Raw genomic sequence first — 24094 nt, forward strand, 5'->3', positions numbered from 1 at the left:
CCCACTGCGACTTATACTGGACTCACTTGGCCGGCCAGTGCCGGGCCCCTGCGAATCCGTATCCCCAAGTCACGCCAAACCATAGTCACTGCCTCAAACAGCGCCAACTCACGCTTTTTTACCGATTGTTACCCCAAACCTGCCGTATTCGCGCCAAGGCTTAACCAAATTGCGCCGAGGTTTTGGGTCGCTTCCGGCAGTTTGACTGAACACCCAAACACGTAATTAATGATTTAAAATCAGTTGCTTGTCTGCGCAATCCGGACATGCACGGGATAAAAGGAAAGGTCCCGGCAAGCTTGTTGCCGGGACCTTTTTTCGTCTGCCTTATTGTAACAATCCTCAGGTCGCCTGCCGCCGCAGGAAGGCCGGGATATCAAGATGGTCGTCGCCCTGTGGCGCCGGCGCAACAGGCGCCGGACGGCCGTGCATGTCCAGACCCTGCGGCGCGGGGCGGCGGGCATACTCAGATACCGGCTCGCTCGATGCGATCTGCTGGGCCACGGTCTTCTGCTGGCGGCGCTCGGGCAGCGGCGGCATCGCGGGACCGGCGGTGCGGGCCGCGACCGGCGGCTCGCTTTCCTCGTCGCGACGGCCGAGGCCGACATTGGCGAGGCGCTGCAGCAGCGACAGGCGGGTCTTCTGCGGGGTCTCCTCCTCGACCTCGCCGCGGGCCTGGCGAATCTCGGCCTGGGCCGGCATCGGCAGCTCATCGAGGCGCGGCATCCGCGGCGCACGAACCGGCGCGCGCTCGGCCTGCGGTGGAATGAAGTTCTCCGGCGTCATCGGCTCCTGCATCGCGATCGGGGCCATGTCGGGTTCCGGGAACAGCGTCGGCTTCTGCGCGATCGGGCGCACGGTGACGTCGCCATAGGTCTGCATCGGCGCGGGCGCCTGCGGGACCTCCGCAACGGCGGCGGCGATGGCAGCGAGCGCGGCGCGCTCGACATTCGGACGGGGCGCCATCGGCGCGGCAGCGACCGGGGCTGCGGCCGGAATCTGGCCTTCCAGCTTCTGGGCGCGCTCAGCCATACGCTGATTGTCGGCGCGGAGCCGCGCGGTCAGGTCGGCCAGACGGCTCTCGGCGGCGACGGCGGGGGCTGCGGGAGCCTGCTGTGCCTGCGGCGCCGCGTTCGCAACCGGTGCGGAGGTCGCCTGGCTGTTGCGGGCGATCGCGGCCTGCTCGATGCCGGTGGCAACGACCGAGACGCGGATCAGCCCATCGAGCGCTTCGTCGAAGGTCGCGCCGACGATGATGTTGGCGTCCTGGTCGACTTCCTCGCGGATACGGGTCGCGGCTTCGTCGACCTCGAACAGCGTGAGGTCCTTGCCGCCGGTGATGGAGATGAGGAGGCCCTTGGCGCCCTTCATCGAGCTGTCGTCGATCAGCGGGTTGGCGATGGCGGCTTCGGCGGCGGTCAGCGCCCGCTTGTCGCCGGAGGCTTCGCCGGTGCCCATCATCGCCTTGCCCATCTCGCGCATGACGGCGCGGACGTCGGCGAAGTCGAGGTTGATCAGGCCTTCCTTGACCATCAGATCGGTGATGCAGGCAACGCCCGAGTACAGCACCTGGTCGGCCATCGCGAAGGCGTCGGCGAAGGTGGTCTTCTCGTTGGCGACCCGGAACAGGTTCTGGTTCGGGATGATGAGCAGCGTATCCACGACCTTGTGAAGCTCGTTGATGCCGGCTTCGGCCGTGCGCATGCGGCGGCCGCCCTCGAAGTGGAAGGGCTTGGTCACGACGCCGACGGTGAGGATGCCCATGTCGCGCGCGGTCTTGGCGATCACAGGAGCTGCACCGGTACCGGTGCCGCCGCCCATGCCCGCGGTGACGAACACCATGTTGGCGCCCGAGAGATGGTCGCGCAGCTCGTCAATCACCTCTTCCGCCGCCGCCGCGCCGACGTTCGGCTGCGAGCCGGCGCCGAGGCCTTGCGTGACCGCCGTGCCCATCTGCACGATGCGCTGCGCCTTCGACATCGTCAGCGCCTGCGCGTCGGTGTTGGCGACCACGAAATCGACGCCCTGAAGGCCCGCCGTGATCATGTTGTTGACGGCGTTGCCACCGGCGCCACCGACGCCGAACACGGTGATCCGGGGCTTCAGTTCGTGAATATCAGGAACATTGATGCTGATGGTCATGTTTGCCTCTCGATCACGCGCGCGTGGGTTCGCCCCGGCCGGCGGCCGCGGGAGTTGGTGAAAGTCGGGAATTGCGGAAATGAATCATCAGAAGCCCTCGCGTAGCCATCGTCCGACCTTTCCGAAATAACCGCCGGTCCCTGTCTTGACCTGCTGCCGCGTATGCCGCGGTTCGACATGTTCGTGGTGAACATATTGCGGGTAGACGAGGAGTCCGGCCGGCACCGCGAACGCGGCGTTCTTCGCCTCGTTGGGCAGCCGGCCGAAGCCGAGCGGACGTCCGACCCGCACGGGCCGGCCGAGAATCTGGGTGCCGAGTTCGACGAGGCCGGTCAGCTGCGAGGCGCCGCCCGAGAGCACGACCCGGCCGTTGGGCTCTGAGGCGAAGGGCGAATCCTTCAGCTTGTCCCGAACCATTTCGAAGACTTCCTCGGCACGGTGCTTGACGATGTTGGCGATGGTGGCGCGGGAGACGATCTGCGGCAGATCCTGCTCGTCACCGGCTGTCGGCACAGACATCAGCTCACGCGAGTCCGATCCGCCGGTGATGACGGTCCCGTATAACGTCTTGATTCGCTCGGCATCGGCAATGGTCGCGGAGAGTCCGCGCGCAAGATCCATCGTGATGTGTTGCCCGCCGACCGCAAAACCCGCCGCATGCACGAAACGGCCGCCTGAATAAACGGCAATCGTAGTGGTGCCGGCGCCCATCTCGACAACGGCGGCGCCGAGATCGGCCTCGTCGTCGGTCAGCACCGACAATCCGGCGACGTAAGGGCTGGCCGCCATGGCTTCGACATTGATGTGGCAGCGCTCCACCGCCAGCATCAGGTTCCGCGCCACGGTGGCGTCGCAAGTAACGACGTTCATGTCGACGCCGAACTGATGCGCAACCATGCCGCGGGGATCGCGGATGCCCTTGACGCCGTCGAGCGTGTAGCCGACCGGGAGCGCGTGCAGCACGGTGCGGCCTTCGCCGGTGGCATGACGCATGCCGGTCGAGGTGACGCGGCTGACATCGGCCTGCGTCACGGCGCCACCACGGATATCTGCGGCGGCTTCGACCAGTTGGCCAGAAAGCCGACCGCCGGAGACCGAGAGCAGCACGGACTCGACCCGCACCTTGGCCATTTTCTCCGCGAGCGCGACGGCCTGGCGCACGGCTTGCTCGCATTCGGTAAGGTCGATCACCGCACCGGCCTTCATGCCGCGCGACTGGATCTGGCTGTAACCGATCAGTTCCACCGCATGGGTGCGGCCGCGCAGCGCCTCGCTCGGCGGCGACGGCTTCAGCCGCGCGATCATGCAGGCGATCTTGCTGGTGCCGATGTCGAGGCAGGCGACGAGGCCGCCGCGCTTGTGCGGCATCGGGCGCGTCTTCGGGGTCTGGGTGCGATCAAGACCGGTCATGCGGAATCCCCGGCCTTCTTTTTCTTCTTGTCCTTGAACAGCTCCTCGCGCGCCTTGGCGGCGTCCTCGGACAGCTGCACCACCAGGCGATCAGGCAGGCGCATGTCGACGGCGACGATGTCGCGCGAGAACAGCCTGTCCTCCTTGTCGAGCTTGGACAGCATCGCCAGCGCGTTGCCGACGTCCTGCTCGGGCAGACGGATGTCGAGACCGTCCTTGAGCCTCAGGTTCCAGCGCCGCTCACCGACGAAGATCGCGGCCTTGGTGATCGAGTTGACCTGCGGATAGCGCGCCAGCAGCGCGAGGAAATCGCGGGCCTGGGTCTCGGCGCCCTTGCCGACCACGAGCGGCAGCGACAGGAAGCGACGCGAGACGTAGGGTTCGAGGACGGCGCCGTCATCGGCGATGACCGAGAGCCGGCCGGCCTCCTGCCACAGCGCGAATGCCTTGCGCTCGGTGAGCTCGATCATCAGCTGGCCCGGATAGAGCTTCAGCACGGTCGCATCCGCGATCCACGGATTGGCCTTGAGCTTATCGCGCACCGCGTCAGCATCGAGGAACAGCAGCGAGGAACGGCCGCTGACACCGCCGATGGCCAGGATCTCGTCCTGGGTCAGATGCTTGCGGCCGTTGATCACGACGGAAGTGATGCGGAACCCGGCGGAATTGGCCAGCGCGTTGCGGGCATCGCTGACCGCGGTGATGAAATCCTGGAGATGGCCGCCCTTGACGATGCCGAAGCCGGTGCTGCCGATCAAAAGCAGCACGGTCATGCTGATCCCGACCCGGCGCGGCAGATAGCGCTCCACCAATGCGACCACGCGCGGCGGCGGCTCACGCTCGATGATGGCCTTGGCCTTGATCTTGGCGGCAGCACGCGCGGCGTGAAGTCTTTGCTGGCGCTTGTCCTGCAGCCACTCGCGCAGAAGCACGACCGCTCCGACAGCGGCCGCCTTCAGGTCAGCTTGGGGCCTCAGCGATCTGAAAAACGACCGGGTGAGGCTTCCTGCTCCATCCATTGCACGAGCTCGTCAACAGTTTGCCCGCGACATCGCGCGGATCCTGGCGAACATGACGTCTTCGACGTGCCGGGCCGGGTGCTGGTCTTCAGCAGAAGAAGCCTCTCCCCTTCAAAGCGTTCGCTGGAGGTGACATCACCCCCGACAGCTCACGCGCCGGCAGCCAAAGCGCCATATGCGCCGCCAGCGTTAACCTTCGGACGTCCTGGTAAACAAAAGGTAAAGTTCGTTAACGTCCGGCGCATTTTGCCCCGCGATGTGAGGCATTTATGCCGCGATGTCCGGCATTTTACCGGTTTTGGACCCCAAACTGGCCCGTTTGGCCGATTCGGCCGTTAACCAGTCCTAATTATTTCCGCACGCGCTGCCCGGCAAGCTCCACCAGGCCGCGCAGGAAGTCGACGAATTCGATGCCCTCGGCTTTCAGCGCCTTGGGGTAGAGCGAGGACTTGGTCAGCCCGGGCAGCGTGTTGGTCTCGAGATAGACGAGGCCCTTGTCCGAGACGATGAAGTCCGACCGGGAATAGCCGGCGCAGGACATCGCGCGATGCGCCAGCATCGCCTGCGCCTGCAGCGCCGCGGTGATCTCGGGTGCGAAACGGCCGGGGCAAATCTCCTGGGTCGACTTCAGGAGATATTTTGCGGCGTAATCGAAACTGCCCTCGCCCGGGATGATCTCGATCGGCGGCAGCGAGATGATCGAACCATCGGCGCGCTCCAGCACGCCGCAGGTCGCCTCGACGCCCGCGATGTAGGGCTCGATGACGTACTCTTCGTGCTTGGCCGCGTTGCGGACGGCGACGAGATCCTGCTTGGCGTTGACGAAGATCAGGCCATAGCTCGATCCGTCGCGCGCGGGCTTTGCGATCAGCCTTCCGTATTGGGCAAAAGCCTCGTCGATGTTCTCGAGCGCAACGTTTTCTGGCGGGGTCACACCGCCGAGCGCCGCAAACCGCTTGGCCGCGAACTTGTCGAAGGCCAGATGCGAGGAGGCCGAGCCCGAGCCGGTGAAGGGCACGCCCCGCGCCTCGCACATCACCTGCAATTCGCCGTTCTCGGCGCGTCCGCCATGCAGGCCGAGCACCAGCACCCGATCCTCGGCCTTGGCCTGGTCGAGCGCCTGCGCCAGCGGGATGCCGCGCGTTCCGGGGGCGAACTCGTCCTCGAAGGGGCGGGCATGTTCGAGCAGCTGCTTGGACTGCACCACATGCACCTTGTCCTCGACGTCCCACCACCACAGATCAGCCTCGGGCAATGCATGATGCAGGGCCTGGGCCGAGGCGACCGAAACCAGGCGCTCGCGGTTGGAGCCGCCGAAGAGGATGGTGATGCGCATTCGCTGCCTCGTGCTTTGTCATTCCGGGATGGTGCGCAAGCACCAGACCCGGAATCTCGAGATTCCGGGTTGCGCTGCGCGCCCCCGGAATGAGTGTTAGGGGGAAACCCCAATCCGCTTGATTTCCCAGTGTAGCTCAATTCCGGAATTTGCCTTCACGCGTTCGCGCACGGTCTCGCCCAGCGTCTCGATGTCGTGCGCCGTGGCATCGCCCGTGTTGATCAGGAAATTGCAGTGCATCTCGGAGACCTGCGCTCCGCCGACGCGCAAGCCGCGGCAGCCGGCGGCATCCACCAGCTTCCAGGCGGAATGGCCGGGCGGATTCTTGAAGGTCGAGCCGCCGGTCTTTTCGCGGATCGGCTGCGCGGTCTCGCGATGGGTCTGCACCTCCGCCATGCGCGCGCGGATCGCCTCACTATCCCTGATCTCGCCGCGAAAGCGCGCGGAGGTGAAGATGATGGAGGGATCGACGCCGCTGTTGCGGTAGACGAACTTCATGTCGGCGTTGGAGAAGGTGTGCTTGCTGCCGTCTCGCCCGACGCCGCGCGCCTCGATCAATACGTCCTTGGTCTCGCCGCCGTTGGCGCCGGCATTCATGCGCAACGCGCCGCCGATGGTGCCGGGGATACCGAAATAGAATTCGAGCCCGCCGACATTGGCGGATGCAGCCACTTCCGCCACGCGCTTGTCGAGCGTGGCTGCACCGGCAGTGACGATATCGCCGCTGGCGCTGGCCTCGCCAAAGCTGCGCGGCGCCAGGCGGATCACGACGCCCGCAATGCCGCCGTCGCGCACGATCAGATTGGAGCCGACACCGACGACGTAGACGGGAACGTCGGGAGAAAGATGCGCGAGGAAGTAAGCGAGATCGTCCTCATCCGTCGGCGTGAACAGCACCTGCGCGGGACCGCCGACGCGAAACCAGGTGAGCTCGGCCAGCGACTGGTTGGCCAGCAGCCGCCCGCGCAACTTTGGCATCGCGGCCTTGAGCGACGGTGTGATGTCGGGAAAGCTCATGTGCCAGCGCTCACCAAGAGTGAGGGACGCAGCCTGCTTCCGTTCCCTCCCCCCTTGTGGGGGAGGGGTAGGGAGGGGGGTAGCCACGAACTCAGACCTCGCCCGGGGCCACCCCTCTGCCCCACCCTCCCCCACAAGGGGGGAGGGAGCGCAGTGTGCTCCGTGGCGAATAGTGAAATCAAAATCACCGCCCTACCCCAGCGCCTTCAGTTGGTCCGGCAGCGCATATGCCCATTGCGTGATGTTGCCGGCCCCTAAGCACACGACGAGATCGCCCGACTTCGCCAATCCCTTGACGATGCCCGCGAGCTCCGGCGCGGCCGGCAGCGGGACCACCTCGCGATGACCGTGGGCGCGCAGGCCCGTGACGAAATGATCGCGGTCGATGCCTTCGATCGGCGCTTCGCCGGCGGCATAGACGTCGGCGACAACGACCGCATCGGCATCGTTGAAGCAGGTGCAGAATTCCTCGAACAGCGATTGCAGGCGGCTGTAGCGATGCGGCTGCACCACGGCGATGATCTTGCCGTTGGTGGATTCCCGCGCCGCCTTCAGCACCGCCGCGATCTCGACCGGATGGTGGCCGTAATCGTCGATCACGGTGACGCCGTTCCATTCGCCGGTCTTGGTGAAGCGGCGCTTGACGCCGCCGAAGCCGGCGATCGCCTTGCGGATCGCTTCGTCGGACACCCCGAGCTCGCGCGCGACAGCAATCGCCGCCGTCGCGTTGGAGGCGTTGTGGCGTCCCGGCATCGGCAGCATCAAATCGGAAATCTCGTGCACCGCGCCGGTCTTGCGATCGCGGAACGCGACCTTGAACCTCGATCCGCCGCCCATGGGGGTCAGATCGACGAGCCGCGCATCGGCCTGCGGATTCTCGCCATAGGTGATGATGCGGCGATCCTCGATCTTGCCGACGAGGCTCTGCACAATGGGATGATCGATGCACATCACCGCAAAGCCGTAGAACGGCAGGTTCTCGACGAAATGACGGAACGCGTCCTGCACGGCCTCGAAGGTCTTGAAGTGATCGAGATGCTCGGGGTCGACATTGGTGACGATGGCGACATCGGTCGGCAGCTTCAGGAAGGTGCCGTCGCTCTCGTCGGCCTCCACCACCATCCAGTCGCCCGCGCCAAGGCGCGCGTTGGAGCCATAGGCGTTGATGATGCCGCCGTTGATCACGGTGGGATCGAGCCCGCCGGCATCGAGCAGCGTTGCGACCATCGTGGTCGTGGTGGTCTTGCCGTGGGTGCCGGCGATGGCGACGCAGCTCTTCAGCCGCATCAGCTCGGCGAGCATCTCGGCGCGGCGCACCACGGGAATGCGCCGTTCGCGCGCCGCTATCAGTTCCGGATTGTCGCGCTTGATCGCGGTGGACACGACCACGACCTCGGCGCCGTCGACATTCTCGGCCTTGTGGCCGACCGAGACTTTTGCGCCCTTCTTGCGGAGGCGGTCGAGATTGTAATTGTCGGAAGCGTCCGAGCCCTGCACGGCATAGCCGAGATTGACCAGCACCTCGGCGATCCCACTCATGCCGATCCCGCCGATCCCGACGAAGTGGATGGGTCCGATCTCGCGCGGCAGTCTCATGCTGTGTTCCCTGACCTCGCCGCCTTGCGCAGGCGGCATCTGGCGAAGGTCACGGCCAAATCAGCCGCGCGCCTTTCCTACTGGATGCCCCGCTTTAGAAGGCGAAGACAAGGGCTTTTTCGCGTCAGATTCCCGCGACCTTGACCACCAGATCAGCCAGTCGCTCGGCGGCGTCGAGCCGGCCGGCGCCGCGGGCGGCCTGCGCCATGGCGGCAAGGCGCGCAGGCTCGGCGGCGAAGGCGGAGATTTCGGACGCCAACCGGTCGGAGGTGAACTCGGTCTGCGGGATGCGGATCGCGCCATCGACCTTGACCAGCACGCCGGCATTGGCGAACTGGTCCTGGTCGATCGAGCCCGGCAGCGGCACCAGGATCGAGGGCCGGCCGATCGCTGCGAGCTCGGCCACCGTGCCGGCGCCGGAGCGCGATACCACGAGATGGTTTGAAGCGAGCCGTGCCGGCAAATCGGTGAAGAACGGCGCCAGCTCCACCTTGATCTTGAGCTTGTCATAGACCGCGCGCACTCGTGCCATGTCCTCGTCCCGCACCTGCTGGGTCAGCATGAGCCGGCTCCACAGCGCAGGCTCGAGCCGCTCGATCGCACCGGGCACGATATCGGCCATGATGCGCGCGCCTTGACTGCCGCCGACGACGAGCAGCCGCAGCGGGCCGTTCACCTCGGGCGCAGCGTAAGGCACGGCAGCCGCGGCGAGCACCGCCGGGCGCATCGGCGTGCCGACCGTCGTGGTCTTGCCTGATAGCGCCGGATCGCGATCGAGCACGCCGGGCAGCGACGTCGCGATCGCGCGTACGCGGCCCGAGAGGAACCGGTTGGCGCGGCCGAGCACCGCGTTGGCGTCGTGAATAATGCCGGGTACGCCGGCGAATTTGGCAGCGACCAGCGGCGGCAGCGTCGGATAGCCGCCGAAGCCGACGACGGCAACCGGCTTCAACCGCTTGATCAGACTATACGCAGAGAGCGTGCCGGCCGCGAGCGTGAGCCCGGCATAGGCGAGCTGGAGCGGATTGCGGCCCCGTGCGGTCTCGCTCGAAACGACGTCGATCATGTCCTTGCTGAACAGCCCGCTGTAACGCAGCGCGCGCTCATCCGTGACGAGACGAACGCGAAAGCCGCGCCGGATCAGCTCGACGCCGAGTGCCTCGGCCGGAAACAGATGGCCGCCAGTGCCGCCCGCGGCGAGAAGAATCAGGGGGGAATTGTCCATGGTGGAAGGTTTTACAGGGACTTTTTCGCCATTGCGAGCCGGCTACGCGGCGCTCGTGCCCGGGCGCAGCGCAGCGCTCTTGGCGACGTGGTGCGCTGCTGAACCGGGGCCCATTGGTTGCGGCATTCCGGGTCCCGGCTCTGCGCTTCGCTTGTCCGGGACCCGAGAGCGGCTAAGCGTAACTCCGCATCGCGTCGGCATGGCCGCTGGCCTCGACCTCTGTGCGTGGGCGCAGCCGCGTCAGGGCCAGCATCATGCCGACGCCATAGGCGAGCGACACGATCGAGGAGCCGCCATAGGAGATGAACGGCAGCGTCATGCCCTTGGCGGGGATGAGCTGGAGGTTCACCGACATGTTGATCGCCGCCTGCACGCCGAACAGGATGGCAAGGCCGGAAGCCGCGAAGCGCGAGAACATGTCCTCATTGGCATAGGCGCGCGACAGCGTGCGGATGACGACGAAGGCGAACAGCGTCAGCATCGCCAGGCACAGGATGATGCCGAACTCTTCGGCCGCGACCGCGAACACGAAGTCGGTGTGACTGTCCGGCAGGCTACGCTTGGCGATGCCCTCGCCCGGCCCGAGCCCAAACCAGCCGCCGTTGTAGAAGGCCTCCATGGCGGTATCGACCTGAAAGGTGTCGCCCGAGGCCGGGTTCATGAAGCGCTTGATGCGTCCGGCCACGTGAGGAACAAAGAGATAAGCGCTGAACAGGCCGGCCGCCCCGAGGCCCGCCAGGCCGAACACCCAGATCATGCGCATGCCCGCGATGAAGAACAGCGAGCCCCACACCATCAGGATCAGCATGGTCTGACCGAAGTCCGGCTCCATCACCAGCAGCGCGACCAGCATCATAAGCAGCACCAGCGCCATCGAGGTCGCCGGCATCTCCGGCCGCTTGGTCGATTCCGCGAACAGCCAGGCGGCGATCACGACGAACGACGGCTTTGCGATTTCGGAGGCCTGGATGTTGACGCCGAGCAGCGTGATCCAGCGCCGCGAGCCCTTCACCTCCGGGCCGATCGCAAGCGTGAGCACGATCAGGATGATGCTCGCCGCGAAGATGATCAGCGCCGAGCGGCGGATTGCGCGCGGCGACAGGAAGGACACCCCGAGCAGCACCAGGCAGGACGGGAGCAGGAACAGCACGTGACGGCTGAAGAAGTGGAAGGGATCGAGCCCGATGCGGGTCGCAACCGGCGGACTTGCAGCCAGCGACAGGATCACCCCGGTCAGCATCAGCGCCAGGATGGCGCCCATCAGCGGCTTGTCGACGGTCCACCACCACTCGGAAAAGGGGGTGCGTTCTTCACGGGAGAGCATGGGCGGCCGCTTTCGGACAGAGGTCCGTCCATTGGTCGCCGAGGTTGGTTACCGCAGGGTTAAGGAAGTGGATGAAGTTGTGCACAGTCTCGTGCCCCGGACGCAGCGCAGCGCCCTTGCGGTGCGCTGCAGAGCCGGGGCCCAGCGGCTCCTGGGTCCCGGCTCTCCGGAGCGTCACTTCGTGCCGCACCGCGTTCGGGACACGAGAGGCCTACTCGTAATTGATCGTGACATCCCCCACGCGTTGGTCGCGTTTGTAAATCTGGACTGTCCCCGAAATGGACCCGATCCTGACGGCATGCTCGCTACTCCAGGCAACGAGAACGTCCTGATGCTCGAGTACGCTAAGAAAGGTCGGCGTGCTCTCGGGCGAGAACGTCCGGCCGCGCGCGATGATGCTGGCTTGCGTGCTGTCGGGCACCGTCGCTCCGCACGACTTCCAGACCACGACGACCAACTGGCTACCGCTTGGCGAGGCGAATGCGCGCTGGCGAACGATGCGGCATGCGCCGAATCCGCTCATGACATTGTCGACGATGACAACGAAGAAAAAACCCGCGGCGACCGGGACGGCGAGAGCAGCGACGACAATTCCGATCCAGCGTCGCCGCGACATCCTCACACCACCGGCTTCACGCCCGGCAGCGCCTGCACCAGCTCGCGGAACTTGGTGCCGCGGATCTCGAAATTGCGGTACTGGTCGAAGGAGGCGCAGGCCGGCGAGAGCAGAACCACGGCGTCGGTAAGGTCTGAGGCTTCCGCGTCGCGCGCGGCGTTCTCGACCGCGACGTCGAGGGTCTGGCTGATCTCGTGCGCCACTTGCGTGCCCAGCGTTCCCGAAAACTCCTGCGCGGCCTCGCCGATCAGATAGGCCTTGCGGATGCGCGGGAAATAGCCGGTCAGGCCAGTGATGCCACCGGCCTTGGGCTTGCCGCCGGCGATCCAGAAAATGTCGGCAAAGGACGACAGTGCGTGCGCCGTGGCATCCGCATTGGTGCCCTTGGAATCGTTGACGAACAGCACGTTGCCGCGGCGGCCGACCTGCTCCATGCGATGCGCAAGGCCTGGAAAGCTGCGCAGCCCGCTTTGCAGAACATCGAGGCTGATGCCCATCGCGAGCGCAGCAGCGGCGGCGCAGGCTGCGTTCTGCGCGTTGTGCTGGCCGCGCAGCGAGCCGATGCCGCCGAGCGCGGCGATTTCGCTGCGGGCGCCGCCCGCGGTGCGCACGATATTGCCGTGCTCGACATGGATGCCTGAGGCCAGCGGATTCTTGACGGAGATCCGCACCACGGTCTTGCCGGCGCGGTCGAGCCGGTCGGCGATGTCGCGGCAAAAGCCGTCATCAACGCCGACGATCGCGGTGCCGCCGGCTTGCACGCCGGCAACGAGGCGCTCCTTCACCGCAGCGTAGTGCGCGATGGCGCCGTGGCGATCGATGTGGTCCTCGCTGACATTAAGCAGGATGCCGACGGAGGGATCGAGCGAGGGCGTGAGGTCGATCTGGTAGGACGACATCTCGATGACGTGGACGCGGCCCATGCGCGGCGGCTCCAGCGACACGATCGCGGTGCCGATATTGCCGCCCATCTGGGTGTCGTAACCGGCGACCTTGGTCAGATGTGCGATCAGCGCCGTCGTGGTCGACTTGCCATTGGTGCCGGTGATCGCGACGAACGGCGCATCCGGCGCGTGGCGGCGCCGCTCGCGGCAGAACAGCTCGATGTCGCCGATCACCTCACAGCCCGCCTCGCGCGCCTTCAGCACGCTCCAGTGCGGCACTGGATGGGTCAGCGGCACGCCGGGCGCGAGCACCAGCGCGGTAAAATTCGCCCAGGACACGTTGCGCAGATCGGCAGTGATGAAGCCGGCCTGCGCGGCCTTGGCGACATTCTCGGCATTGTCGTCGGCGGCGATTACCTCGGCACCGCCGGCCTTCAAGGCGTGGCAGGAGGCAAGCCCCGAGCCGCCGAGGCCGAACACCGCGACCGTCTTGCCGGCAAAGGACGTGACGGGGATCATCGACCGATCACCGCAGCTTGAGCGTGGAGAGACCGGCCAGCGCCAGCATCACCGAGATGATCCAGAAGCGGATCACGATCTGCGGCTCGGTCCAGCCAAGCTGCTCGAAATGGTGATGGATCGGCGCCATCCGGAAGATGCGTTTGCCGGTGAGCTTGAACGACACCACCTGCACGATAACCGAGACCGCCTCCAGCACGAACAGGCCGCCGATCACCGCCAGCACGATCTCGTGCTTCACCGCCACCGCAATCGCGCCGAGCATGCCGCCGAGCGCGAGCGAGCCGGTGTCGCCCATGAAGATCGAGGCCGGCGGCGCGTTGAACCAGAGGAAGCCGAGGCCGGCGCCCAGCAGCGCGCCGCAGAGCACCGCGAGCTCGCCGGTGCCGGCGACATATTTGATCTGCAGATATTCGGCGAACACCGCGTTGCCGGCGAGATAGGCAATCATCGCAAAGCTCGCGGTCGCGATCATCACGGGAACGATGGCGAGGCCGTCGAGGCCGTCGGTGAGGTTCACCGCGTTGCCGGAGCCGACGATGACGAAGGCGCCGAAGATGACGAAGAACCAGCCGAAATGCAGCACGGTGTCCTTGAGGAACGGGATCGTCAGCGCGGTCGATGCGGGATCGCGGTTCAGCCGCACCAGCGCATAGCAGGCCACCAGCGCGATCGCCGCCTCGATCAGCAGGCGAAGCTTGCTGCCGAACCCGGTCGTGGTCTGCTTGGTCACCTTGAGGTAGTCGTCATAGAAGCCGACGAAGCCGAAGCCGAGCGTCACCGCCAGCACGATCCAGACATAGGGGTTGAGCGGATTGGCCCACAGCACCGTGCCGACCGTGAGGCCGGACAGGATCATCAGCCCGCCCATGGTGGGCGTGCCCTTCTTGGCGAGATGCGATTGCGGACCGTCGGTCCGGATCGGCTGGCCCTTGCCCTGGCGGATGCGCAAATGATCGATGATCCAGGGCCCGAACAGGAACACGAACAGCGCGCCGGTGACGACGGCGCCGCCAGTGCGGAAGGTGATGTAGCGGAAGACGTTCAGGAAGGTGCGAACGGCACCGAAGCCCGGAAATGTGTTGGAGAGCTCGATCAGCCAGTAAAACATTCAGACGGTCCTATGGCGCCTTTGCGCACGCGGTCTTGGCCTTGATCTTCTTGAGCTTGGCCTCAACGTGCCTTACGCGCATTCGCTGGTCTTCATCATGGTCGCGCGACCTCCGGGAAACCGGACGCTTCGCGGCGCAAAGGGTGGGATTCGGGAACAGCGCCTTCCAAGCAGTTTACGCCTTTGCCTGCAAGGCGGCCACCAGGCCCGGCACAAACTTGTTGACCCAGAACATCTTCTTGCTGCCCTTGACAACCACGACGTCGCCTGCCTTCAGCAGGTTCGCGACCTCACTCGGCTTCAAGGTGGCGGGATCGTCGTGCCAGCCGAGGCCCTTGCCGGCCGGGAGCACATCGTAGAGATGGCGCATCAGAGGGCCGACGCAGTAGATCCCGTCGATCCCGTCGAGATGCTTGGCAAGGCCGGTGTGATAGCCTGGTGCATCATCGCCCAGCTCCAGCATGTCACCGAGCACGGCAACGCGACGGCCGCCGGTCACATTGCGCGCCTGGAGGCTTTGCAGCGCCGCGGCGACGCTGGCCGGATTGCCGTTGAAACTGTCGTCGATCACGGTGATACCGCCGACCGCCTGCTCGACGCCGCGGCCGGTCATGATGCCGACCCGATCGAGCTTGATCGCCAGCGTCGCCGCATCGAGGCTCGCGGCGCGGATGGCGGCGAGCGCGGCCAGCGCATTCTGCACGCGGTGCGGCGCGCCCGGCGTCAGGCTGAAGGCGATTTGCTTCTTGCCGATCATGGCCACGACCTGCCAGCTCTCGCCATGCGGCGCGTGCGTGACCTCGTGCACCTCGGCATGCTCGCCGAAGCGCACCACCTTGCCCTTCCATTCGGATGCCTTCAGCCCGGCCGGCAGCACCAGCACCCCGTCCTCGGGCAGGCCGAGCGCGATCGACACCTTCTCGCGGCGGATGGCTTCGAGCGAGCCGAGCTTTTCCAGATGCACGGGCTGGACGTTGACGACGAGTGCGACGGTCGGCTGCGTCAGTTCGCTGAGCCGCGCAATCTCGCCTTGCTGGTTCATGCCCATCTCGACGACCCAGAGGCTGGCATCTAGCCTGGCATTGCACAGCGTCAGCGGCACGCCCCAGAAATTGTTGAAGCTCGAGGGGCTGGCATAGGCGTTCGGATAGGCCGCCAGAAATTCCTTGGTGCTGGTCTTGCCCGCGCTGCCGGTGAGCCCGATCACAGGCCCGCGGAAGCGGGCGCGGGCGGCGCGCGCGAGGCCCCAGAGGCCGTCGATCAGCGTGTCCTTGACGACGATCTGCGGAATGCGGATGCCCGCGATCTCGTGCGGCACGATCATCGCGACCGCGCCGGAAGCCTCGGCCTTGTCCGCGAACTCCCAGCCGTCGCGCGCGCTGGCGAAGGCCGAGACGAAGCCGCCGCTCGGCGTACCGCTCAGCGCGACGAACAGGCTGCCGGGCTTTACCAGCCGGCTGTCCTGGGTGACAAAGTGGATCGGCGTATCCGGAAATGATCCGGCAGCGCCCAGCGCGCGCGCGACTTCGGCAACCGTCCATATCGGCGCGCTCATGCAACCCTCGACGCTAATGCGGCGGCGACCGCCTCGTGATCACTGAAGGGCAAAACCTCTCCGCCGACGATCTGCCCGGTCTCGTGTCCCTTGCCAGCGACGAGCAGTGCATCGCCTTCCTGTAGTTCCTCGATCGCGGTTCGGATTGCCGCGGCACGGTCGCCGATCTCGCGGGCGCCCTTCGCCGTGGCGAGGATTTCGGCGCGGATGGCTTCCGGCTTCTCGCTGCGCGGATTGTCGTCGGTGATGATGACGCCGTCGGCATTGTCGGCCGCGATCTCGCCCATGATCGGACGCTTGCCGGCATCGCGATCGCCGCCGGCGCCGAACACGACAACCAGCCTGCGCTTCGCATAGGGCCGCAGCGCCTGCAGCGCCTTGGCGAGCGCATCGGGCTTGTGCGCGTAGTCGACGAAGATCGGCGCGCCATTGCGCTCGCCGACGCGCTCGAGCCGGCCCTTGGCGCCTTCGAGATGTTCGAGGCTTGCGAACACATTGGCGGCATCGCTGCCGGTACCGATCGCAAGTCCGGCCGATACCAGCGCGTTCTCGATCTGGAATTCGCCGACCAGCGGCAGCCGGACGGCATGGCGCTTGCCGCGATGCTCGACCGTCAGCTTCTGAGAAAATCCTTCGACCTTGGCGTCGGCAAGACGGATACCATCGCCTGCCCCGTCGCCGTTGCGGCCGACTGCCATCACGCGCAGGCCGCGTGCCTTCGCAGCATCGATCGCTTCCGCCGAGCAATCTTGATCGGCCGAGATCACCGCCGCGCCGCCCGGAGAAACGAGTTCCCGGAACAGGCGCAGTTTCGCTGCAAGATAATGCGCGACGGTCGGATGATAATCCATGTGGTCGCGCGACAGATTGGTGAAGCCGCCGGCCGAGACGCGCACGCCGTCGAGCCGGTACTGATCGAGCCCGTGCGAGGACGCTTCGAAGGCGAGGTGCGTCACGCCCTCGCGCGCGATCTCGTCGAGTTGCCGGTGCAGCGCAATCGGATCCGGCGTGGTCAGCGAGCCATAGACGGTGCGCTTGGGCGAGACGAGGCCGATGGTACCGATGCTGGCGGAAGCGTGCCCCAGCCGCTCCCAGATCTGGCGCGTAAACGCTGCGACCGAGGTCTTGCCGCTGGTGCCGGTCACCGCGGCGATGGTCGCGGGCTGCGACGGGAAGAATTTTGCAGCTGCCAGCGCCAGCGCGCGGCGCGGATTGGCGACAGTGATGAACGGCACCTTGCAGGCAGCCGGCGCGTGGTCGCCGACGACGGCCACGGCGCCTGCGGCCACCGCGGCATCGATGAAGCGCGCACCGTCCGTCTTGCTGCCCGCGAGTGCGAAGAAGAGGTCGCCGGCCTTGACCACGCGGCTGTCGAGCGCAAGGCCCGTCGCCTCGAGCGCCGCGATTGCGGGCTCGATCGCGGCATCATTGCCTAAGAGGTCGCGCAGCTTCATGGTCTTCCAGTCGCCGTACCGAAAGCCGAATCTTGAGGGAAATCCCCGACTCAGCAACGGCTACGGCCCACCCGATTGATTACTGGGTTGTCCTGGATGCTGCAAGAATAAGGCGCTCGGACGGCGGCAGGTCGAACCGCGGCTCGACGCCCAGAAGCGGCGCGATCCGCTCGATCACCTTGCCGCCGGTCGGCACCGCGTTCCAGCCCGAGGTGATGAAGCCCTTGGTTTCGGGAATCGCCTGCGGTTCGTCCAGCATGATCAGGATCTGATATTTCGGATCGTCGCAGGGCATGATGGCCGTGAACGAGTTGAGCACGCGCTTCTTGGCATAGCGGCCGTTGATGACCTTCTCGGACGTGCCGGTCTTGCCGCCGACATAATAGCCCTTGACGTCGGCGGTCTTGGCGGTGCCGATTTCGGCGTTGAGCCGCATCAGGAACCGCATCTTGTCGCTGGTCTCCGTCTTGATGACGCGCTTGGCCATCGCCGCCGCTTCGGATTCGCTGCGCTTCATGAAGGTCGGCGGAATCAGATAGCCGCCGTTCACCAGCGCGTTGATCCCCATCACCGCCTGCAGCGGCGCCACCGACATGCCCTGGCCGAACGCGATGGTGACCGTGTTCAGCTCACCCCAGCGGCGCGGGATCAGCGGAGCCGCGCTCTCCGGAAGTTCCGTGCGCAGCCGCGTCAGCTGGCCCATCTTGGCAAGGAACGCCTTGTGCGCTTCCACACCCTGGCCGAGCGCGATCCGCGCGGCGCCGATGTTGGACGAGTAGGTGAACACTTCCTTGGTGTTGATGAAGCGTCCGAGCGGGTGACTGTCGTGGATGGTGAACTTGCCGTAGTGCAGGTTTCCGCGGGCATCCCACGACGTGTTCAAATTGATCTTTCCGGAATCGAGCGCCATCGCCAGCGTGAACGCCTTGAAGGTCGAGCCCATCTCGTAGACGCCGGTGGTCAGGCGGTTGATGCGGTCCGGGTCGTGCGCTTCCTTCGGATTGTTCGGATCGAAGTCCGGAAGCGAGACCATCGCCACGATCTCGCCGGTCTTGACATTGGAAACGATGCCGGAGGCCGCCTTGGTGTGGAACTTCTCCTTGGCCTTCAAGAGCTCGTCCCGCAGCGCGTGCTCGACGCGCAGATCGATCGAGAGCTCGATCGGCTTTTGCAGCCGGTCGGTGGCAAAGCCCGCGCGATGGAGATCGGCAAGGCCCTGGTTATCGAGCCACTTCTCCATGCCGGCGATGCCCTGGTTGTCGATGTTGACGAGACCGATGAGGTGGGCGACCTCGTTGCCGGTCGGGTAGACGCGCTTGTTTTCGCGCAGGAAGCCGATGCCGGGAATGCCGAGCTTGTGGATGGCCTGCTGCTGCTTCGCCGTGACCTCGCGCTTGAGCCAGACGAAGCCCTTGCGCGTCCTCAGGCGCTCGCGCACCTCGGCCTCGTCGAGGTCGGGCACGGTGGCGGTAAGAAGCTCGATCGCCTCGTCCTTGTCGATGATGCGGCGCGGCTCGCCGAACAGGCTCGCCGCCTTGACGTCGGTCGCAAGAATGGCACCGTTGCGGTCGACGATGTCGGGGCGTGCGGTCGCCACCACCTCCTGCGCCGCGGCGCGGCGTGCGCCATGGGCATCGGCGCCGATCGCGAACATCACGAGCCGCCCGCCGATCAGGGCGTAGACCGAGGCGAAGGCGAGCATGGCAAGACCAACGCGCGCGCGTGCCTTCGCGGCGCGGTCGACATTGCGCCCGTAGAGCAGGCTGCGGATCAGCCGCTGGCGCCAGGGTTCCGTCGGTTTGGCCGGAATCGCACCGCTCATTGCTTGTCCTCGGGCTGAGGCACGGAGCCCGTCACATTGTCAGGATCGCTCGCGGCTTCGATGGTGTTGAGCATGGCTCCGATCGGATCGGGCTCGCCCGGCCTGAACATCCGCGGCGGACGCTCCGGCAGGTTCTTGAGCTGATCATATTGCGTGCCGTTGACCGGCTTGAGCTGCAGATGCCGGTCGGACAGGCCCTGCAGCCGATGGGGCGCATCGAGCTTGGCCCATTCGGATCGCAGCGAAGCGATCGCGTCGCGCTGTTCGCGGATCTCCGCATGCAGCCGCAGCACCTTCTCGACGCGCGCCGTGGAGTCCATCTTGATCCGGTAGACATAGGCCGCCGCGAAGATCAGCGCGCCGATGACGAAGAGGTGGATGATGCGCATGCGCTAGCCGCCCCTCATCACGTCGGAGAGTTTTGGCCAGGACGATGGTTCGCCATCCTGATGCGCGGGCGCCGAGGTGCGCTCGGCGGCGCGGAGCTTTGCGGAGCGCGCGCGCGGGTTATGCGCGACTTCGTCCTCACCGGCGATTACGGGCCGCCGCGTCAGGAGCTGGAAGCTCGGCGGAACCTGCGCCACCTCCGGTAAATGCCGCGAGCCGCCGCCGGTCTTGGAACGCTCGGAGAGGAAATTCTTGACGATGCGATCTTCCAGCGAATGAAAGGAGACCACGACGAGGCGTCCGCCCGGCTTGAGCACGCGCTCGGCCGCAGCGAGCGCGGTCTGAAGTTCCTCGAGCTCTTCGTTGACGAAGATGCGCAGGGCCTGGAACGTCCGCGTCGCCGGATGAATGTCGCCGGGCTTCGAGCGCACCACCCTGCCGATGAGGTCGGCAAGCGCACGCGTCGTCGTGAACGGCGTCTCCTGACGGTCCGCGACGATGGCGCGGGCGACGCGGCGCGAATGCCGCTCCTCGCCGAGGAGATAGATGATGTCGGCGAGATCGGCTTCCGAGGCAAGGGCGACGACGTCCGCCGCGGTCGGCCCCGCCTGCCCCATCCGCATGTCGAGCGGACCGTCGAGGCGGAACGAGAAACCGCGACTGGCCTGGTCGAGCTGCATCGAGGACACGCCGACATCCATCACGACGCCGTCCACGGCGTCCACGCCTTGCGCGGCGCAGACCTCGGCAAGATTGGAGAATCGGTCCTCGACCAGCGTCAACCGACCCGCGGAGCGTTCGACCAGTTCGGCACCGCCGGCGATGGCGGTGCTGTCGCGGTCAATGGCAATGAGCCAGGTTCCCGGCACGTCGAGGATGGCGCGGCTATAGCCGCCGGCGCCGAAGGTGGCATCGACATAAATACCGCCATCGCGCGGGGCGAGATGGGCGACGGCTTCGCGGCCGAGAACGGGGATGTGCGGAGCCGAGCTCATGCGCCAGGCCTGCTGGAGGCCCAGCCTGACGTCCAAGCGAGATTGGGGACGAACAAGCCCATGACGCCTCGAATGACTCCGTATCGCGGCGGTTCCACGACCGCACCGTCCAGCATGGTTACCGCGCCCGGTCGTCCCGGGCGGCAAACCCAGTGTTCCCAGCGGAATTTGTCGGGCAGCCATGGGATTTCGAGCCAAAATACGCTTTGGCCGCCTCCGGACGCGGGTCGGCTCTTCATCCCTCAGTAACGGCCCTTAGCGTTAAGAAAGCGTTGCTCGGCTGGTGACAAGTCGAAAAGCTGATGCGGCGGTGATGCTTCATCCACACACTTGCGCCAAAATGCATCCGTTAACCGCGCTGCGCGATTGCGCGGGGTGGAGGGTAAAGGAATAGTAAAGAGAAGGGCTTGGCCCACTCTCCGTCCCACCTTGGTTTGCCTATGCCGCCGTCCGGTTCGTCCACACCGTCTGGATCTGATTCGAAGCGTCAACGCGTTCTCCCGGTTCCCAAGGCCGCGGCGAGCATGAGGGCGTTCGAGCCGGATTCCTCGATCGTGTCCGACATCATCCCCTCGCCGAACTATGGCGAGCGCAGCAAGGCACGGCAGCCCGATATGATCGTGCTGCACTATACCGGCATGCCCGATGTCGAGGGCGCGCTGGCGCGGCTGTGCACGGCCGGGACCGACGTCTCGGCGCATTACGTCGTGCTGGAGGACGGCCGCATCGTGCAATGCGTGCCCGAAACCAGGCGCGCCTGGCACGCCGGCGTCTCGTCCTGGGCCGGCGAGGACGACATCAACTCCTGCTCGATCGGCATCGAGATCATCAATCGCGGCCATGACTGGGGCTATCCGGAATATCCGCTGCGCCAGATCGCCGCCGTGATCGCGCTGTGCCGCGGCATCATGCTCCGCCGCAAGGTGCCGGCCCACCGGGTACTCGGCCATTCCGACGTTGCACCCGCGCGCAAGAAGGACCCCGGCGAAAAATTTCCGTGGCACTCGCTGGCCAATTCCGGCGTCGGTCACTGGGTGACGCCGGCCCCGGTCGTGCGCGGCGAGACTCTGATGCTGGGCACCATCAGCGACGAGGTGCTGAGCCTGCAGCAAGCGCTCGCCAGATACGGCTACGGCGTGCCGCTGACCGGCAAATACGACGCCGCGACCATGGAAGTCGTCACCGCCTTCCAGCGCCACTTCCGCCCGGCGCGGCTGGACGGTGTCGCGGATCATTCGACGCTGTCGACATTGCAGGCCCTGCTGGCGAGCCTGCCGGCAGAGGGGACGACCGTCGCGTCGAAGTGACGGCGCTAGTTATTCATCTCCCTCACCCGCCGCGCATAGAGCCGCCGCAACGGCTCGAGCTGTGTCGCCTCCGTCGCTGCCCGATACGCCTCGCATGCTTCATCCTTGCGCCCCATTCGCCGCAACAGATCCGCGCGCACTGCGGGCAACAGCTCATAGCCGCGGAGCCCGCCTCGGCCGCTGATCGCATCGACGAGATCGAGCGCACGTGCCGGCCCATCGACCATCGACACGGCGCCAGCGTGGTTGAGCTCGATCACCGGAGAGGGAGAGATACGCAGCAGCACCTCGTAGAGCCCGGCGATCTGCCGCCAGTCGGTCTGCTCGAAGCTCGGCGCGCGGGCATGCAGCGCGGCGATCGCGGCCTGCACAGCATAAGGCTGCGGCCGTCCGGGCACGCGCAGCGCATCCTCGACCAGGCCCAGGCCCTCCTCGATCTGCGCGCGATCCCACAGCATGCGGTCCTGCTCCTCGAGCAGCACGATATCGCCGGCCGCGGTCTCGCGTCCGGCGCGGCGCGCATCGTGCAGCAACATCAGGGCCAGCAGACCCTTGATGCCGCCGCGATCCGGCATCAGCCGATCAAGCAAGCGGCCGAGCCGGATGGCTTCGGCCGCAAGATCAGGCCGCATCAGATCCGCGCCAGCGGTCGCGACATAGCCCTCGGTGAAGACCAGATAGATCACAGCGAGCACGCCATCGAGCCGCGGCGCCAGCGCCTCGCGCTCAGGTACCTCGTAGGGGATACCGGCGAGCCTGATCTTCTGCTTGGCGCGGACCAGCCGCTGCGCCATCGCCTCCTCGCCCACGAGAAAGGCGCGCGCGACCTGAGTGGTCGACAGCCCGCAGACGGTGCGCAGCGTCAACGCGACTTGGACCTCTGGCGCGAACGCCGGATGGCAACAGGTGAAGATCAGCCGCAGCATGTCGTCGTCGAGTGTTGTCGCCGGCTCGTCGACCGTTTGCGCGTTGAGCTCGATCTCGTGCAGGAGCGCCTGCTGCTTGCCGCGGAAGACAGCCTGGCGCCTGACACGATCGATCGCCTTGCGCCTGGCGACATTGACCAGCCAGGCGCGCGGATTGTCGGGGACCTCGCACGCCACCCAGCGTTCCAGCGCGACGGCAAAAGCATCCTGAAGCGCGTCCTCGGCGAGATCGAAATCGCCGACGAGGCGGATCAGCGTGGCCAGCGCCCGCCCCGCCTCGTCGCGGAAGATTTTGTCGATCTCGCCTGGGGTCATGCGGTGACGCGCGGCCCGGCCGTCACTTGTCGTAGACCCAGATCGGCCGCACCTCGATCGAACCGACGCGCGCGCTCGGAATCCGCGCCGCGATCTCGATCGCGGCGTCGAGATCCTTGGCCTCGATCAGATAGTAGCCGCCGAGCTGCTCGCGGGTCTCCGCAAACGGTCCATCGGTCGTAAGCATCTTGCCGTCGCGCACCCGCACCGTCGTCGCGGTCGTGGTCGGTCGCAGCCGATCGCCGGCCTTGAAATTGCCGTTCCGGATGATGGATTGCGTGAAGGCTTCATACTCCGCCGACATCTTCTGGCTGGTTCCGGTGTCAATCTTCGCGTACTCGGCCTCGTTCTGGTAGATCATCAGCAGATATTGCATCGCTTCACTCCTGTTGTTCGGCTGTGTCGCCGACATCCAGTCGAACGGGGCACGCAGCAAACGACATCTTCAGGATAAATTATTTCGGGCGGATCGTGGGCCGCGATATCGGCTTGACGAAACCGTCACAAATGCCCATGCGTTGTCAGTCAGTCGGCCGGACGGCCGCTCCGGCAGGTGCCGAAAGGCCGCCGGGGAGGAAAGTCCGGGCTCCCTTGACATACGGTGCCGGATAACGTCCGGCGGGGGCGACCCCAGGGAAAGTGCCACAGAGAACGAACCGCCCGCCTTCGCCCCTATGGGGCTTTGGCGCGGCAAGCCCTCGGGCCTGCCGCGTCGTAGCAGCGAACGCTGCGTAGACGGGTAAGGGTGAAAAGGTGCGGTAAGAGCGCACCGCGGGTCCGGCAACGGAGCCGGCATGGCAAACCCCACCGGGAGCAAAACCGAATAGGGACGGCGTAGCGGGCTGTTCGCGCAAGCGATAACGCCGCGGGGCGATGTCAGGCCCGCCGTCCGGGTAGGTTGCTCGAGGCCATGTGCAAACATGGTCCCAGAGGAATGGCCGTCACGTATCGTTCGCGCAAGCGGACGATGCCTTACAGAACCCGGCTTACAGGCCGGCTGATATTCTAAAGCGTTTTCGAGCGAAGTGGGTTTCCGGTTCGCGCGAAGAAAACGCGTCTTGCTAAGAAGCAACGAGGGGTTCGATGCTGACCGCATCGAACCCCTCACCATTTTCAGGAACGCCTTAACGTCGC

19 protein-coding genes and 1 other RNA gene are annotated in these 24094 nt (G+C 65.9%); 2 read left to right on the top strand and 18 right to left on the bottom strand.

Annotation, left to right across the window (positions count from 1 at the left end):
- Positions 1 to 342: 342 nt before the first annotated feature.
- From ftsZ to rsmH, 16 genes are all read right to left on the bottom strand, one after another.
- Positions 343 to 2142 carry a cell division protein FtsZ gene (gene ftsZ, locus BM190_RS08090; RefSeq protein ID WP_092253454.1) on the bottom strand — a complete coding sequence of 600 codons (1800 nt, stop codon included), beginning with the start codon at positions 2140 to 2142 and terminating at the stop codon, positions 343 to 345.
- An 87-nt stretch (positions 2143 to 2229) separates the two neighbouring features.
- Positions 2230 to 3552, bottom strand: a complete 1323-nt coding sequence (gene ftsA / locus BM190_RS08095; protein WP_018318682.1) for a cell division protein FtsA — start codon at positions 3550 to 3552, stop codon at positions 2230 to 2232.
- Entirely contained in the window at positions 3549 to 4571 is a 1023-nt protein-coding gene (locus tag BM190_RS08100; protein WP_018318681.1) for a cell division protein FtsQ/DivIB, read from the bottom strand. Before BM190_RS08100 ends, ftsA begins: the two co-directional genes overlap by 4 nt.
- A 349-nt stretch (positions 4572 to 4920) precedes the next feature.
- Entirely contained in the window at positions 4921 to 5907 is a 987-nt protein-coding gene (locus BM190_RS08105; protein ID WP_092253456.1) for a D-alanine--D-alanine ligase family protein, read from the bottom strand.
- 96 nt (positions 5908 to 6003) lie between these two features.
- Positions 6004 to 6924 carry a UDP-N-acetylmuramate dehydrogenase gene (murB, locus tag BM190_RS08110; protein ID WP_092253458.1) on the bottom strand — a complete coding sequence of 307 codons (921 nt, stop codon included), beginning with the start codon at positions 6922 to 6924 and terminating at the stop codon, positions 6004 to 6006.
- A gap of 192 nt (positions 6925 to 7116) precedes the next feature.
- On the bottom strand, positions 7117 to 8520 hold the full coding sequence (gene murC, locus BM190_RS08115; protein ID WP_092253972.1) for a UDP-N-acetylmuramate--L-alanine ligase: 1404 nt from the start codon (positions 8518 to 8520) through the stop codon (positions 7117 to 7119).
- Between the two features lie 124 nt (positions 8521 to 8644).
- Complete coding sequence (gene murG / locus BM190_RS08120; protein WP_092253460.1) at positions 8645 to 9745, bottom strand: undecaprenyldiphospho-muramoylpentapeptide beta-N-acetylglucosaminyltransferase; 1101 nt, start codon at positions 9743 to 9745, stop codon at positions 8645 to 8647.
- Between the two features lie 172 nt (positions 9746 to 9917).
- Positions 9918 to 11069 (bottom strand): putative lipid II flippase FtsW, encoded by a 1152-nt coding sequence (gene ftsW, locus BM190_RS08125; RefSeq protein WP_018318676.1) that lies wholly within the window; start codon positions 11067 to 11069, stop codon positions 9918 to 9920.
- 211 nt (positions 11070 to 11280) lie between these two features.
- Complete coding sequence (locus tag BM190_RS08130; protein WP_092253462.1) at positions 11281 to 11685, bottom strand: hypothetical protein; 405 nt, start codon at positions 11683 to 11685, stop codon at positions 11281 to 11283.
- Positions 11686 to 11687: 2 nt separating this feature from the next.
- Positions 11688 to 13088, bottom strand: coding sequence for a UDP-N-acetylmuramoyl-L-alanine--D-glutamate ligase (gene murD, locus BM190_RS08135; RefSeq protein WP_092253465.1), 1401 nt, complete (start codon positions 13086 to 13088; stop codon positions 11688 to 11690).
- A gap of 7 nt (positions 13089 to 13095) precedes the next feature.
- Positions 13096 to 14199: a phospho-N-acetylmuramoyl-pentapeptide-transferase gene (gene mraY / locus BM190_RS08140; RefSeq protein WP_018318673.1), complete on the bottom strand. Its 1104-nt coding sequence runs from the start codon at positions 14197 to 14199 to the stop codon at positions 13096 to 13098.
- A 175-nt stretch (positions 14200 to 14374) separates the two neighbouring features.
- The gene (locus tag BM190_RS08145) at positions 14375 to 15754 is read right to left on the bottom strand and encodes a UDP-N-acetylmuramoyl-tripeptide--D-alanyl-D-alanine ligase (RefSeq protein WP_092253467.1); all 1380 of its coding nucleotides are present in this window, start codon (positions 15752 to 15754) and stop codon (positions 14375 to 14377) included.
- Positions 15751 to 17208, bottom strand: coding sequence for a UDP-N-acetylmuramoyl-L-alanyl-D-glutamate--2,6-diaminopimelate ligase (locus BM190_RS08150; RefSeq protein WP_092253469.1), 1458 nt, complete (start codon positions 17206 to 17208; stop codon positions 15751 to 15753). Before BM190_RS08150 ends, BM190_RS08145 begins: the two co-directional genes overlap by 4 nt.
- A 79-nt stretch (positions 17209 to 17287) precedes the next feature.
- Positions 17288 to 19030 carry a peptidoglycan D,D-transpeptidase FtsI family protein gene (locus BM190_RS08155; RefSeq protein ID WP_092253471.1) on the bottom strand — a complete coding sequence of 581 codons (1743 nt, stop codon included), beginning with the start codon at positions 19028 to 19030 and terminating at the stop codon, positions 17288 to 17290.
- A complete protein-coding gene (gene ftsL / locus BM190_RS08160; protein WP_092253473.1) occupies positions 19027 to 19419 on the bottom strand; it encodes a cell division protein FtsL in 393 nt (130 codons plus the stop codon). Before ftsL ends, BM190_RS08155 begins: the two co-directional genes overlap by 4 nt.
- 3 nt (positions 19420 to 19422) lie before the next feature.
- Positions 19423 to 20412 (bottom strand): 16S rRNA (cytosine(1402)-N(4))-methyltransferase RsmH, encoded by a 990-nt coding sequence (gene rsmH, locus BM190_RS08165; protein ID WP_177236962.1) that lies wholly within the window; start codon positions 20410 to 20412, stop codon positions 19423 to 19425.
- A 524-nt stretch (positions 20413 to 20936) separates the two neighbouring features.
- Here rsmH and BM190_RS08170 point away from each other — a divergent pair.
- Positions 20937 to 21719 (top strand): N-acetylmuramoyl-L-alanine amidase, encoded by a 783-nt coding sequence (locus BM190_RS08170; RefSeq protein WP_092253477.1) that lies wholly within the window; start codon positions 20937 to 20939, stop codon positions 21717 to 21719.
- Positions 21720 to 21724: 5 nt separating this feature from the next.
- On the opposite strand, the gene BM190_RS08175 is transcribed toward BM190_RS08170, so the two are convergent.
- Both BM190_RS08175 and BM190_RS08180 read right to left on the bottom strand, forming a co-directional pair.
- Positions 21725 to 22960 (bottom strand): RNA polymerase sigma factor, encoded by a 1236-nt coding sequence (locus BM190_RS08175; protein WP_092253479.1) that lies wholly within the window; start codon positions 22958 to 22960, stop codon positions 21725 to 21727.
- Positions 22961 to 22982: 22 nt separating this feature from the next.
- Entirely contained in the window at positions 22983 to 23336 is a 354-nt protein-coding gene (locus tag BM190_RS08180; RefSeq protein ID WP_026202052.1) for a YciI family protein, read from the bottom strand.
- A gap of 149 nt (positions 23337 to 23485) precedes the next feature.
- On the opposite strand from BM190_RS08180, the gene rnpB reads away from it, so the two are divergent.
- Positions 23486 to 23965, top strand: an RNA gene (gene rnpB / locus BM190_RS08185) — RNase P RNA component class A.
- Positions 23966 to 24094 lie beyond the last annotated feature (129 nt).

This window comes from Bradyrhizobium sp. Rc3b (assembly GCF_900114915.1).
In the GTDB taxonomy this organism is placed as follows: Bacteria; Pseudomonadota; Alphaproteobacteria; order Rhizobiales; family Xanthobacteraceae; genus Bradyrhizobium.